Source organism: Variimorphobacter saccharofermentans, assembly GCF_014174405.1.
Lineage (GTDB): Bacteria > Bacillota > Clostridia > Lachnospirales > Lachnospiraceae > Mobilitalea > Mobilitalea saccharofermentans.
In genome coordinates this window covers 1,727,398-1,741,651 of the sequence record NZ_JACEGA010000001.1, presented here as the reverse complement: position 1 = coordinate 1,741,651, position 14,254 = coordinate 1,727,398, and the positions used below count along the sequence as shown (strand labels likewise).

At 38.9% G+C, this 14,254-nt stretch carries 11 protein-coding genes; 4 read left to right on the top strand and 7 right to left on the bottom strand.

The features are described from left to right. Window positions 1-153 precede the first annotated feature (153 nt). Together nrdR and H0486_RS07590 are read left to right on the top strand one after the other, a co-directional pair. Window positions 154-606 (top strand): transcriptional regulator NrdR, encoded by a 453-nt coding sequence (gene nrdR, locus H0486_RS07595; protein WP_228352425.1) that lies wholly within the window; start codon window positions 154-156, stop codon window positions 604-606. 401 nt (window positions 607-1,007) lie between these two features. After that, window positions 1,008-1,151 carry a hypothetical protein gene (locus tag H0486_RS07590; RefSeq protein ID WP_228352424.1) on the top strand — a complete coding sequence of 48 codons (144 nt, stop codon included), beginning with the start codon at window positions 1,008-1,010 and terminating at the stop codon, window positions 1,149-1,151. Window positions 1,152-1,264: 113 nt separating this feature from the next. On the opposite strand, the gene H0486_RS07585 is transcribed toward H0486_RS07590, so the two are convergent. Continuing rightward, window positions 1,265-2,029, bottom strand: a complete 765-nt coding sequence (locus H0486_RS07585) for a hypothetical protein (RefSeq protein WP_228352423.1) — start codon at window positions 2,027-2,029, stop codon at window positions 1,265-1,267. Between the two features lie 347 nt (window positions 2,030-2,376). Further along, window positions 2,377-4,851 (bottom strand): beta-mannosidase, encoded by a 2,475-nt coding sequence (locus H0486_RS07580; protein WP_228352422.1) that lies wholly within the window; start codon window positions 4,849-4,851, stop codon window positions 2,377-2,379. Between the two features lie 342 nt (window positions 4,852-5,193). Between H0486_RS07580 and H0486_RS07575 the strand changes: the two genes are divergently transcribed. Further along, the gene (locus tag H0486_RS07575) at window positions 5,194-6,072 is read left to right on the top strand and encodes an ROK family protein (RefSeq protein ID WP_228352421.1); all 879 of its coding nucleotides are present in this window, start codon (window positions 5,194-5,196) and stop codon (window positions 6,070-6,072) included. A 331-nt stretch (window positions 6,073-6,403) separates the two neighbouring features. On the opposite strand, the gene acnA is transcribed toward H0486_RS07575, so the two are convergent. After that, window positions 6,404-9,097 (bottom strand): aconitate hydratase AcnA, encoded by a 2,694-nt coding sequence (acnA, locus tag H0486_RS07570; RefSeq protein ID WP_228352420.1) that lies wholly within the window; start codon window positions 9,095-9,097, stop codon window positions 6,404-6,406. Between the two features lie 347 nt (window positions 9,098-9,444). On the opposite strand from acnA, the gene H0486_RS07565 reads away from it, so the two are divergent. Then, complete coding sequence (locus H0486_RS07565) at window positions 9,445-9,591, top strand: hypothetical protein (protein ID WP_228352419.1); 147 nt, start codon at window positions 9,445-9,447, stop codon at window positions 9,589-9,591. A gap of 311 nt (window positions 9,592-9,902) precedes the next feature. On the opposite strand, the gene sigG is transcribed toward H0486_RS07565, so the two are convergent. The 4 genes from sigG to ftsZ all read right to left on the bottom strand — a co-directional run bounded on the left by sigG (window position 9,903) and on the right by ftsZ (window position 14,008). Continuing rightward, window positions 9,903-10,679: an RNA polymerase sporulation sigma factor SigG gene (gene sigG / locus H0486_RS07560; protein ID WP_228352418.1), complete on the bottom strand. Its 777-nt coding sequence runs from the start codon at window positions 10,677-10,679 to the stop codon at window positions 9,903-9,905. A 102-nt stretch (window positions 10,680-10,781) separates the two neighbouring features. Then, the gene (sigE, locus tag H0486_RS07555; protein WP_228352417.1) at window positions 10,782-11,522 is read right to left on the bottom strand and encodes an RNA polymerase sporulation sigma factor SigE; all 741 of its coding nucleotides are present in this window, start codon (window positions 11,520-11,522) and stop codon (window positions 10,782-10,784) included. An 81-nt stretch (window positions 11,523-11,603) separates the two neighbouring features. Further along, window positions 11,604-12,521, bottom strand: coding sequence for a sigma-E processing peptidase SpoIIGA (locus H0486_RS07550; protein ID WP_228352416.1), 918 nt, complete (start codon window positions 12,519-12,521; stop codon window positions 11,604-11,606). A 248-nt stretch (window positions 12,522-12,769) separates the two neighbouring features. Beyond that, window positions 12,770-14,008, bottom strand: a complete 1,239-nt coding sequence (gene ftsZ / locus H0486_RS07545; RefSeq protein WP_228352415.1) for a cell division protein FtsZ — start codon at window positions 14,006-14,008, stop codon at window positions 12,770-12,772. Window positions 14,009-14,254 lie beyond the last annotated feature (246 nt).

Sequence of the window (14,254 nt, the reverse complement as noted above, 5' to 3'; positions counted from 1 at the left end):
TTCAAACTTTTTTATTAATTATGAAATAAAATGCAATAATTTCCTTGACCGTTCGAAAAATCTTCAATATAATACAAAATGTATCTTGTAATTGTCAGAATGTTCATCAAAAGACATAAAATTATGACTGTACTGATTAGGAGGATAAAGAAAATGAAATGCCCTTTTTGTGGTAAGGACAATACCCGCGTTATCGATTCCAGACCAGCCGATGAGAATAACTCTATTCGTAGAAGGCGCCAGTGTGATGAATGCCTAAGAAGATTTACCACCTACGAGAAAGTGGAAACGATTCCTCTTGTTGTTATTAAGAAGGATAATAATCGAGAACCCTATGACCGTTCCAAAATTGAAGCAGGTGTTTTTCGTTCCTGCCATAAAAGGCCTATTTCTGTTGATCAAATGACGAAACTCATAGATGAGGTTGAAACACAGATCTTCAATCGGGAGGACAAAGAAATTCCCAGCCACGTTATCGGTGAAATGGTTATGAATAAATTAAAGGAACTTGATGCAGTAGCCTACGTACGTTTTGCCTCTGTATATCGTGAATTCAAGGACGTCAGCACCTTCATGGATGAGTTGAAGAAAATTCTTGAAAACTAATCAGCTTCCTTCTTAATCAATAATCTGCTTTAATAATCTGAGTCCTTTTTCCAATTCGTTCAATATTTTTGGAGTGGATAACGCAATACGAATATGAGAATCCGGGCTGGAGATACCTGTTGAAAATAATCGAGATTCCATAACCTGTATGTTATTCTTTTCAACAAGCTCCTGAATACAATGCGATCTACCATCCGGTAATTTTATCCACAGGTAATAACTATATTGGTTTCTGTACGGATTGGAGTTATGAAAATATGACAACGCAAGGCTGTTTCGTTCCTGAGACAGCTTTTTCTTTTGCTCGAATATCTTCTGATATCACAACAATACGGGAAAGGTGAATATGAAATTCAAACAAACTGGGTAACATATTCGTTATTCGAATATGAAAAGCAAAAATGGATCGCTATATCCTTCAGAATGGACTCAAAATCGGAATTCCAGCTATGCTCCAACAGCTTTTCATAAGTGCAGGTAGCTCCGTAATGCAGATTATGATTAACCGCTTTAGTGATACATTGGAGAAACCGGAATCTGGTTAGCCTCACCAGCCGGCTGGCTCGGAGGTTTCCTTCTAAGGATGTATTACTACAAAACTGTGAAAAGAAATAAAGATTCAGATCAAGTAATTTCCACACCAGAATAAGCATGTTACCTAACGCAGTAATCCCTCTACTTCCGAATACTCCTGCTCGAATTCTGCATGATCCCCAAGAAAATTAGGTAGTGAAATGCTTATCCCTACCCCATAAGGAGTCAGATAGCTGTAAATGCCGTAGGAATTGCCGGATTCTATCCGGTCTGCGTCCTGAAATCCCCTTAGTAAATCTTCGTTCTTAATCTCATTTACATACTCAATGATTAGTGGATTCAAATCAATCATAGTATCTTCCCTTCTGACAAGCTTCCAATGCCGAAAGCTTGTCGGAAAATCAGGAGTAATTTGAATGATATCAGGTAGACGAACCCGTTCTGACTTTTCTTTATCAATATTCGTTGTATAGACCAGTTCTGTCGGGTGGGCGGCATATGGGCTTCTAAATACTGCACGATAAAGAATACTGATGAAATGCTCATTGTTTAATTTTACTTCATAATCAATATGTAAAACCGTTGGTTCTTCCCCCATTGACGGTGTCGGGCCAGGGATAGGGGGAAGAGAATAAATCTGAAGTATTTTCTGAAAATCATCATACATGATTTGATTCCATTGTTTAGCTGGGTCATCCTCTCCCAATATTACAAATTGTGGATAACTGGCATCTATTCCATTTTTATGATACGCTTCTTTATTAATCTTTTGATCCGCTACATTGCTCGTATTCGTAAAGGACACTTGAGTGACATCAAGTCTTTCTTTCACAGCATAACCTATTATTGCAAGTACTGCTATCACCATTACACATATCAGTTTTTTCATATCATATCCATAGGTTTCGATTATTATATTGTATTCATAATATACTTCATTTCAGCACCTGTAACCGCTATTATATTTCTGATACATAATTCCATATCCTAACTAAATTTCGTATTAAACTACATATATCACATATATAAAAGTAAAATCAGGTTATAGCTTCCTCACGGGATTCCGAATCGGCTTAATAACCTGATTTACTTACCTTAAATACATATTATACTAACAGGGACAATAACTCACCTTACACTAAGACGGAAGTACAATCTCCGAACAGTGCATTATGGTAAGTTATTGTCCCGGCAATTTAATCTAAATATATTCCATTCATATATTTACATTACTGTTTAATATGTGTCACGCAAGCTTCGTATCTGAAGTTTTTGTTCTAAATCCCTGGCATCTGCAAAACCTTCACCACGGATATCTGTTTTCCTCAACTCAACTGTAACAGGTTCTTTTCCCGTGATATAGAAATAATTATCACTAAAGATACCATCGCTTTCTTCAAAATCCAACTCCACAAAGCATGCAAGACTCTTAGCCTGACAGGAAATCACATAGCAATCCTCGTTCTCAGTTACATGGCAGGTAATCTCAGGCTTTTTCAATTCTAAGTACTTAAAGGGTACAAAGATTTCAACCTCAGTACTTTGATATCCATCCTCGTCTGTAAATACTGCCTCTACATAGACCTGCTTATTGATACCGGTGATGAAATCACTATAGTTCCTCTCTCCTACCTTTCTTGCAGATAGAGCAGGTACCACTAATTCATAGGTATCCTTGCATAAGACTTCAAAATCCATGGTTTTTAACGAAACCTCTACATTACACTTCTTATCCGATAATGTTTCATTTAGGATATGTGCCTCAACAACTTCACCTGTCCTTGACAGAGTTCCTGCAACCGGTGCATAGAATCTCTTAGCCATATAATGTAACGCTTTCCAGCGTCCATAATAATCGATGCTTGCCCAGGATGCAACAGGCCAGCTGTCATTTAGCTGCCAGTATAATGCTCCCATGCACCGTCCCCTGTTTCTTCTCCAGTGCTCCACACCATATTTTATAGCACTACCCTGAAGTATTTGCGTGACATATAATAAGTTTTCAAAATCCTTTGGATATAGGAAATTCTCCGATAGGTAATACAGCATTTTTCCGTTGGCTGCGGTATTTTTTTGATGGCTCTCCATAACCTCTGAGAATATATTGCGGTCTGACTCCTCGGTAAAGGTCTTTACGGTTTTAATCGAAGGGAAGGATTGGAAACCAAACTCCGAGCAGAAACGGAAATAATGATTTCGGTAATCTTCAAAGGGCAATTGTCCATGCCATACATCCCAGTAATGCGTATCTCCACGATTTTCATCTACCGGATTATCAAAACATCCTCCTGAGGACGGGGATGACGGCCAGAAAAAGGTACTTTTATCCAAAGCCTCTACCGTTCTCGGTAAAACATATTCAAATTGCTTAATATAATCTGCTTTCAGCTTTTCAGAATGATCCATTAAGCTGGGCCATATATACCAGCCTGATTCAATCTCATTGTTACCACACCATAATCCAAGACATGCATGATGTCGAATTCTTCTTACGTTATCCTTAGTCTCCTCAATGATGTTCTCCTCAAATTCCTTCGTCAAGTCATATACATTGCAAGCATACATTAAATCCTGCCATACAATCAGACCATACCGATCACATAAATCAAAGAAATCATCGGAAGGATAGTAACCACCGCCCCATACACGTAAACAGTTATAATTTGCTCGAACACAGGATTCGATTAAGTATTCGATACGTTCCTTGGTAATATTGGAGTATATTGTATCCTCCGGAATGTAGTCAGCGCCCTTTGCAAATATCTTCACACCGTTAATTTTAAAAGCAAACTCCGAACCCCATTGGTCCTTTTCCTGGCTAATTGTTAGAGTTCTCAGTCCGATAGTATATTCTTTGCTGTCCATTATATTATCATTATTCTTTACCGATACTGATAAATGATAAAGGGGCTGTTCCCCATAGCCATTTGGCCACCATAACTCCGGATGTTCTACTGCAATAATATAAGAATTGCATCCATTTATCGCAGTCTGACAATAGCTTGAAGTAATCCCATTCGGGGAGATCAATGTATATTCCAGATTATAATGATTATCTTTTAAAAGCTGTAGCTCTGTCCGAATATCTATGTTAACCTCACCCTCATGATGATGCTGTATGATATTCACATCTTCAATCTTACCGTCGGTATATCCAACCAGCTCAATATCACGCCATATTCCGGCATCAGGGATTTGTGCCCCCCAATCCCAGCCGAACATGCAATGAGCCTTTCTGATATACTGGTTTCCTTTCATGGAACCACTGGAAACAAAGTGTATCTTCTTATCTTCCTCTGGCACATAGCTTTCAATATAATTAATTGGGGATCGAAAGATTATTCTAATCTGATTTTCACCGGACTGAAGTAATGGTTTACACTCAAATCTCCAAGTACGATGCATATTATTAGTTTTGGATAAAAGAATATCATTCACATAGATCTCAGCCAGTGTATCAAGACCATAGCAAACCAGCTCTATGTGATCATTTTCATATAAATCCTCCTCAATTATGAAAGTTCGTTCAAATTCATAATCCTTACGAAAGAGTTCTCTGGCCTCATATTCATTGGTACGCCAGAACGGATCACTGACCTTATCATTGGCAAGTAGCGTGGACATTACAGAACCAGGTACATTTGCATCAAGCCAGTTATTTTCTTTTAATTCTCTCATTTTCCAGTTGCCATTAAGCTTTTGATGCTTCATCCTCTTCTCTCCTTATGTTATATATTGGGGGAGCCTTATTTGGCTCCAAAAAATACCACTACCTCATATGATTTGTTAACAATTTATTACTTTATCCATAACCTAATTTCTAGCTAAATTATATCACAATGTACGATTTTATTCCAGACAAATCCCTAGTAATTTTGTGTCAAAGAAGAGGATAAAAATGAACATGAATGGGGTGTATCTGCTTTCCCTGTTAAGTTCAATTTATTTTACAATCAGCGATTTTTTCATGTTAATAATATAATTAGCACTATATTTTTTTCAATAAATCATATAGAATATATATGACTAATTGCTATTTGGAGGTGTATGTATATGTTTTTCGGTGCATTGGAAGCCGGAGGAACAAAAATGGTACTGGCAATCGGAAATGAAAATGGAGAAATTATTGATCAGAAATCGATTCCTACACGAGCTCCAGCAGAAACAATGAATGAGATTATTACTTACTTTAGAGGAAAAGAGATTGCCGCCCTGGGCATCGGCTCTTTTGGTCCAATCGATCTGGACAGAGCATCGAAAACCTATGGCTATATAACCTCGACTCCGAAGCTTGATTGGAGAAATTACGATATTACAGGTACCCTAAGGAATGCGCTATCCATACCGGTTGGTTTTGATACGGATGTGAATGCTTCTGCTCTCGGAGAAGCCACCTGGGGTGGTCTCAAAGATGTGCCATCCGGGATCTATATCACGATAGGAACCGGTATTGGAGTAGGTGTCTATATGAATGGCGAACTACTTCATGGTATGCTGCATCCGGAAGCGGGTCATATTCTTCTTAGCAGACATCCTGAGGATCACTTTGGAGGGGTATGTCCTTATCACTCTAATTGCTTTGAAGGATTAGCCTCCGGTCCATCCATTGAAAAGCGATGGAATAAGAAGGCCTATGATCTAAAAGATCAGCCTGAAGTGTGGGAACTGGAAGCATATTATATTGCTCAGGGTTTAGTTAACTTTATTCTTACTCTATCTCCCCACAGAATTATTCTAGGTGGCGGAGTAATGCACCAGGAGCAGTTATTCCCGTGGATACGCTCTCAGGTTGCTAATTTATTAAATGGTTATGTACAGACAGCACAATTAGAGGATATGGATACATATATTGTACCTGCTTCCCTGGATGGTAACCAAGGTATCATGGGCTGTATACAACTTGCTAAGCTAGAATTCAACAGACAACACTAACGGTAATTAAAAGCGTAGAAGGGTGTTGATAAATTTACCTCTTCCATCACTTTTTTTCCTCTTCTATCACTTAATATGACCGAAGATTAAAAAGGGAGGATGAAAATATAAGGGGATGTTTCATAATACATTCGCGAGGACAATTACTTACCTCACACACAGACGGAAGGACATATTACTGATTTTGCATGTCTCATTCGAACATTAATTTTCGCCTGCGCCATGCAAAATACAGCAACATGTTCTTCCGACAGTGTATTATGGTAAGTAAATATCCCCGCTGATACATTATGAAACATCCCCTTATATTTTCATCCGCCCTTTTAACTTATTATTTTATTTTACTGCGAAGTACCATGGGAAGAATTCCACCGTGACGATAATAATCTACATCAATTGCTGAATCAAATCGAACGATTGCTTCGAAGGAAATCACCTTATGATCAGATGTATTCGCCTTCACTTGGACAATATCACGTGGTTTTATGTTGTCCTTCAGACTAATCTCCAGTGTTTCTGAGCCAGTCAGCTCCAGGCTTTCTGCATTTTGCCCTTCCATAAACTGCAAAGGTAATACTCCCATCATAACCAGATTAGAGCGATGAATTCTTTCATAGCTTTCAGCAATTACAGCTTTTACTCCAAGCAGGCTTGGACCCTTTGCTGCCCAATCTCTTGAGGATCCCATACCATAATCCTTACCTGCAAGAACAACAAGACCGATCCCCTGTTCTTTATATTTCATACAAGCATCATATATTGACATCACTTCATTGGATGGCCAATAGGTAGTATAGCCTCCCTCGGTTCCTGGTGCAATCTGATTCCGTATGCGGATATTGGCAAAGGTTCCTCTCATCATCACCTCATGATTCCCTCTTCTGGAACCATAGGTGTTAAAGTCAGTTACCTCCACTCCATGTTCACGAAGATATTGACCAGCCGGTGTGTTTTTACCGATTGCTCCTGCCGGGGAAATATGATCCGTGGTAATAGAATCACCGAACTTCGCCAATACACGTAATCCGGTAAGTGGTTTGATTGCTTCCGGTTCTTTACTTAACTCTTCAAAGAACGGCGGATTCTGTATATAGGTAGAGGCTTGATCAAATTGATACAGTTTTCCTTTCACAGAAGAGATAGAATTCCAAAGTACGTTCTTTTCATATACGGTATCATATTCTTTCTCAAAGATCTCCGGTCTTACATATCCCATCATAACGGCTTCAATTTCATGAGAATCCGGCCATATATCGCGAAGATATACCTCATTTCCATCCTTATCCTTCCCAATAGGCTCCTTTTCTAAATCGATGTTCATCGTTCCCGCTAAAGCATAGGCCACTACCAGCGGTGGAGATGCCAGATAATTTGCCTTGATTTGGGAATGGATTCGACCTTCAAAATTCCGATTTCCCGATAGTACAGAGGTTACAAGCAAATCATTATCTGCGATAGCATTGGATATTTCAGGAAGTAATGGACCAGAGTTGCCTATACAGGTTGCACAACCGTATCCCACAATCTGAAATCCTAACTGATTCAAATATGGCTGCAGTCCGGAAGCCGTAAGATATCCAGTCACGACCCTCGATCCCGGAGCAAAGGAGGTTTTCACATGTGCAGGTATCTGCAGTCCTTTTTCTACCGCTTTCTTAGCCAGGAGGCCGGCTCCTATCATTACAGAAGGATTGGAGGTATTGGTACAAGAGGTAATGGACGCTATTGCGATAGAACCAGTCCTTAAAGTACTTTGTCTTCCGTCCTTTAGTACTACCTCAACTTTTTTATGAAACACCTCATCAGTCAATCCATGTCCCTGATTTCCCTGAGGAGCCGTAACAGATTTTACAAATTCCTCTTTCATCGCTCCCAATGGAATCAGATCCTGAGGTCGCTTCGGACCTGATAGGGAACAGGTAACTGTACGCAGATCCAACGGGATCACTTCGGAATAGATTGCATCCTTTTGATATTCATTGAACATCATGTTCTCTTTCAGATATGCCCATACCAAATCGATATGCTGTTGTTTGCGCCCGGTCAGCCTTAAGTAATTCAGCGTCTCCTCATCAACCGGGAAATAACCGCAGGTAGCACCATATTCAGGAGCCATATTGGCAATGGTGGCTCGATCAGCCAAGGACAGCTTTCTTACCCCATCTCCAAAGAATTCCACAAATTTTCCTACTACGCCTCTCTTTCTTAACAGCATTGTCAGATGAAGAGCCAGATCCGTTGCAGTAGTTCCTGACGGAAGTTCACCAGTCAACTTAACACCGATTACCTCGGGAATCGGAAAATATGAGGGTTGTCCAAGCATCCCTGCTTCTGCCTCAATCCCACCTACCCCCCAGCCTAATACTCCTAAACCGTTAATCATCGTAGTATGAGAATCTGTACCAAATAAGGTATCTGGATAGAGCGTTGTCTCATTGTTCTCCGTTTTTGAGATCACTACCTTCGCCAGATATTCCAGATTCACCTGATGAATAATGCCGGTCTCGGGTGGTACAACACTTAAATTATCAAAAGCATTTTTCGCCCAATTGAGGAATTGATACCGCTCACGATTTCGTTCAAATTCCAATCTCGTATTTTCCTTCAAGGCTTTGGCAGATCCATAATAATCAACCTGAACGGAGTGGTCTATTACCAGATCGACAGATACCTCCGGATTAATCTTATCAACCTGATCCTCCGGAATTGCTGCACGCATGGAGGCCAAATCCAGGACTGCCGGAACCCCTGTAAAATCCTGCAAAATAATCCGCGCCGGTAAAAATGGAATCTCAGACATTGAATCCCTATGTCTGGTCCAATCCGCCAAGCTTCGTATGTGCTCCTCGGTAATCGTATATCCATCATATTGCCTTAACAAAGACTCTAGCAGAATCTTAAATGTAAAGGGTAAATCAGAAATTGGATATCCACATTGCTCAAGTGTTTTTATCGAATAATAAACATATCTCTTTCCATCTAACGATAATGTTGTTCTGGCTTTCGATTGCATATTCTCATTCATACCAATAACCACCTTACCTTTCTTTCATATCCACAATACATAACTACATACATCACTATTACAAACCATTCCACAATCCCGCTCCATCACATAAATATCTCAGGTGATGAAATCTATTTTCTCAATTATACGATACTTATCTATGAATTACCATGACTGAATCAAGTTAATGGTAGTAGCACTAAACACTCTCTATATCGATATAATTCAACCAAAAAGATGTATACCATTCAAAGGCTTGATATATCTAAAACAGAACATATATAAGCATATATACTAGCCGGTACTTAAGCTCTGTTCGTAGAACAAATATCCACTTGAACCGATAGAAGTAATAATACATCTTCATGATAATTAATGGATTGTCGGCATATAAGGCTCTGGTCTATAGAGCCTTATATGCCGACGAAGAACCGACAGGATGGGTGCATACCGGGAGCAAGCTGGAGGCTGGAATAAAATCCAGTGGAGCATTTGCATTCGTCGGTACTTAGGCTCCGTCTTTTAGAGCCTTACGTACCGACGAAGAACCGACAGAATGGGTGCAGGAAATATATCCAGAGTCGGAGTATTTGCACTAGTCGGTACTTAGGCTCTGTACTTTAGAGCCTTACGTACCGTTACTAAGTGCAACTAAGCGCAAGCGGCTCCGCGGCGGATATATTTCCTGCTAACATCCTGTCGGTTCTTCATCTTCTCTGTAACATAAATAACTAAGTGCAAATGCTCCATTCTGGATTTTCAAGCCTCCAGCTTGCTCCCGGAATGCACCCATCCTGTCGGTTCTTCTCAATAAAGTATATATTTAAACCAGATAATTTTTCATATTCTTCAGTGCTGATTTTTCAAGGCGACTGACCTGTGCCTGGGATATATTGATTTCCTTAGCCACCTCCATCTGTGTTTTCCCTTCAAAAAATCGAAGCTTAATAATATTATGTTCCCTTGCGGATAGTTTATCCATCGCTTCTTTTAGTGATATTTCTTCTATCCAGTTTTCTTCCTTATTCTTTTTATCACTCACCTGATCCATGATATAAAGCGCATCTCCGCCCTCAACATACACAGGATCATATAGGGAAACAGGACTTTGTATGGCATCCAGTGCATAGACAATGTCCTCTTTACTGATTCCGATTTCTTCTGCAATCTCGCTTATGGTTGGTTCCTTCTCATTCTTTTTAACCAATGCTTCCTTCGCATAAATTGCTTTATATGCAGTATCCCGTAGTGATCTGCTGACGCGGATAGCATTGTTATCCCTTAGATATCTTCGGATTTCGCCAATGATCATCGGGACCGCATAGGTAGAGAATTTTACATTCTGTGTTATATCAAAATTATCAATTGCTTTCATTAAACCTATACAGCCAATTTGAAACAAATCATCTACATTTTCATTGCTGTTGGAAAAACGCTGTATTATGGATAGTACCAGCCTAAGGTTTCCTTTAATATATAATTCTCTGGCTTCCTTATCCCCATTTAATATTCTTTGAAACAATTCTTCCTTTTCACTGTTTTTCAACAATGGCAGCTTAGATGTATTTACACCGCATATCTCAACCTTATAAAGAGCCATAACGAAACCTCCGAATCATATCATTTTCATTATAAAATGATTCACGTTTTGGCTCCAGTTTATACGATTACATAGGAAGAAATAATTTCCATATTCATTTTTTTATTCGAAGCGTACCATTTCTTTTTTCAGTCTTTTTATAATCTTTTTTTCCAGTCTTGATATATAGGATTGCGATATACCCAACAGATCTGCCACTTCCTTCTGTGTTCGCTCCATACCGTCATCCGTATTCAAGCCGAAACGCAGATCAACGATAATCCGTTCCCGATCCGATAGCTTTGATAAAGCTCGACGTAGTAGCTTACGGTCCACTTCTTCTTCAATATTTCGATAGATCACATCCTCTTCCGTACCAAGAATATCCGATAATAATAATTCATTTCCATCCCAGTCCACATTCAGAGGTTCATCTATGGATACTTCTAATTTTGTTTTATTATTTCGTCTTAAATACATTAATATTTCATTCTCAATACAACGGGAAGCATAAGTAGCCAGCTTAATGTTTTTATCCGGATTAAAGGTATTGATCGCTTTAATAAGACCGATTGTTCCTATGGATATTAAATCCTCAACTCCAACCCCTGTATTATCAAATTTCTTAGCTATGTAAACAACCAGACGCAAATTATGTTCCACTAGAATAGATTTGATTTCGGAATCCCGTTCTGTACCCAATTCACTGATTGCTTCCGCTTCCTTCACAGGATCGAGAGGCGGTGGTAATACTTCCGCACCACCGATATAATGAATCTCCCCCTTGTGTCCAAATATGATTGTTTTAAGATCGGGTATCATGCGAAATTGGAATTTGTTATGTATTGATAACTTTAAAAGCATAGATTAACCTCCCATAATAGCCTTTATTCTGTAATTAAAATATTAGTTGCTGATGTGCGATCTGCTCCATACTAACTCTTCTTATACAAGCTCCTTGTGTAAGATTGTGTGATAATCCTCCTGTTGCGAAAGACGGATATCACAAATTGCTGCTGTTACCTTTTCATTGGATTTGTTCTCTTTCCCTGTATGTATGATGACCTGGTCCAATTGAATTCCCAGCATCAAGCCTTGTGCCTTTCCAATGGACTGATATGGTATGATTTTAATTCTGGGTAATTGATTACTACTTATCATTCCTTCATTCCAATTCAGGTTGTTATCTTCTATACAGCGTTTTAAGTTCTCGATGTCCCGGGAAAATTCCTCTGTAAGAAGCTCCTTTAGAACGGCATATTCTACAATCATAACCGGTCTCTTAAAAATCGGATCATAAAGACAGTTTCCGGTATCCATTAATCCTCTGGTAGTTATTTTTCGGTTATCCAGGTATAAATCTACCATATATACTTCCTTCAGATTACTCCGATACCAGCGGAACAGCCAAAGTGCTAATGAGGTAACCGGTATTATGGCAAGGATTATGACAACAACAAATTTCCATGAAATTTTTTCGAATACGGTTATATTCCCTAACCTCATAAGAGACACACGAAAATTCGTATAATAATATATGGAGTTCATTAATCCGCCAACGAAATATGTAAGTAAATAAAAAACAATTACCTGTTTCAACAAATCCATTATCTTCATTCTGTCAAATGCTATTATCAGCATTAGTACAGAAGCAACTACATTCATTAATACAAATCGGATCACGATATTTATCCACGGGAAAACACTTACAAATACTGCAAATAAAGCTCCCACAGCCGCAGCACCGATTAGTCTGAGTTTTTTGCTTCTTTTTTGATTCACCTTCTTCAACAACAGAAGTAAGATGAAATCAATGAAGAAATTAAGGATAAAAATAACATCCGGATATACCTCAAGATACAAATTTCACCTCCAACAGTATGACCAACCTCCAATGTATATAACGATTATAACTTGTTTAGTTTCCAAAATATGTCAGTTTAAGGTTCTCAAACAGCTCTTTTCATTTACGAAAAATTACATCATTAGTGTTTATCCTTCTTTTTGAATCAAAAAAAGCTGTCAGATCATTTATTGCTAAATAATCTGACAGCCTTAATCTCTTATGTATAATTATTTTTCTATGATATTTATCTTGTCCAATACCGTTATTACTTATTGTGGCGGTTCTTCTGCAAGAATTCCGGGATCTTAATTCCGCTTGGATCTGTATTGGTATTTGTCGGTGCTTTTGCAGGTTGACTAATCGGACGTCTTGTAGGATCTGTCTGATAGCTCGGCTGAGATGTATATGGTGACTGTGACATTGTACCTGAGCTTGTCCCACTATAAGTGTTGCTAGTATTAAATGGACGATTCAATTCTGGTTTCATGGAAGGTCTCATGGAGGATCCAGTAGAATGTCTTAAGAAGTCCGGTGTCTTAACAACTTCCTTTGATCTTCCGTCTAATCCGGTAGCAATGACAGTAATAGTAGCCGTATCCGGATTTACATCATCAAACATCGCACCAAATATAATGTTAGCAGAATCTCCTGCCAGCTCTTGCACTAAGGTAGCTGCTTCATTTGCTTCAACAAGGCTGATATCACCTGATATATTAATTATCACATGGGATGCACCTTGAATAGTTGTCTCCAATAAAGGACTGGTGATTGCCTGCTTAACAGCATCAATACACTTATCATCACCGGTACCCGTACCAATACCGATATGTGCAACTCCCTTATCCTTCATTACCGTCTGAACATCGGCAAAGTCAAGATTAATAAGACCAGGGACATTAATCAAGTCGGTAATTCCCTGTACACCCTGTTGTAAGACCTCATCTGCTTTACGTAACGCATCCGGCATTGTGGTTCTTCTATCTACGATTTCTAATAATTTATCATTTGGAATTACGATTAAGGTATCCACATATTCTTTCAGCCGGTCAATACCGCTGATCGCATTAGTCATTCGTTGCTTTGCTTCAAACTTAAAAGGCTTCGTTACAATACCAACTGTTAAAATACCCATATCCTTCGCGATCTGAGCTACTACCGGAGCAGCTCCGGTTCCGGTTCCGCCACCCATTCCGCATGTAACAAATACCATATCAGCGCCTTTAATAACCTCAGCTAATTGCTCCCTGCTCTCTTCTGCAGCTTTTTGTCCGATCTCAGGCTGAGCACCAGCTCCAAGACCTTTTGTAAGCTTCTCTCCGATCTGTATACATAACGGAGCCTTGCAATTCTTTAAATGCTGCTTGTCCGTATTGACACAAACGAACTCAACACCTAGGATATTTTCTTCTATCATTCGATTAACGGCGTTATTACCAGCTCCCCCTACTCCGATAACGAGTATTTTAGCCGTGGTATCCGCCTCATTTGTTCTTATTTCAAGCAAGGTCAATTCCTCCTTTAATCGTAATCTTTTCTAAAAATGACAAGTGAATTCCCAGACAATTCATCTTGCTTCCAACCTATTCTATATTGTATTATGTATTGTTCCATTTTTCTTCCAAAACCACATTATAATGGGATAAAAGATCTATCACATACAATTTATGGTGTTTGCTAATCCTACTTTATATAATATCTTTAAATTCCCAAATAATCAAGCAAAATTTTTAAAAATTATTAATTATTTCGG

Coding starts and splice junctions, on each gene's coding strand:
- nrdR (WP_228352425.1), top strand. CDS start 154: ATGAAATGCCCTTTTTGTGGTAAGGACAATACCCGCGTTATCGATTCC.
- H0486_RS07590 (WP_228352424.1), top strand. CDS start 1,008: ATGGATCGCTATATCCTTCAGAATGGACTCAAAATCGGAATTCCAGCT.
- H0486_RS07585 (WP_228352423.1), bottom strand. CDS start 2,029: ATGAAAAAACTGATATGTGTAATGGTGATAGCAGTACTTGCAATAATA.
- H0486_RS07580 (WP_228352422.1), bottom strand. CDS start 4,851: ATGAAGCATCAAAAGCTTAATGGCAACTGGAAAATGAGAGAATTAAAA.
- H0486_RS07575 (WP_228352421.1), top strand. CDS start 5,194: ATGTTTTTCGGTGCATTGGAAGCCGGAGGAACAAAAATGGTACTGGCA.
- acnA (WP_228352420.1), bottom strand. CDS start 9,097: ATGAATGAGAATATGCAATCGAAAGCCAGAACAACATTATCGTTAGAT.
- H0486_RS07565 (WP_228352419.1), top strand. CDS start 9,445: ATGATAATTAATGGATTGTCGGCATATAAGGCTCTGGTCTATAGAGCC.
- sigG (WP_228352418.1), bottom strand. CDS start 10,679: ATGGCTCTTTATAAGGTTGAGATATGCGGTGTAAATACATCTAAGCTG.
- sigE (WP_228352417.1), bottom strand. CDS start 11,522: ATGCTTTTAAAGTTATCAATACATAACAAATTCCAATTTCGCATGATA.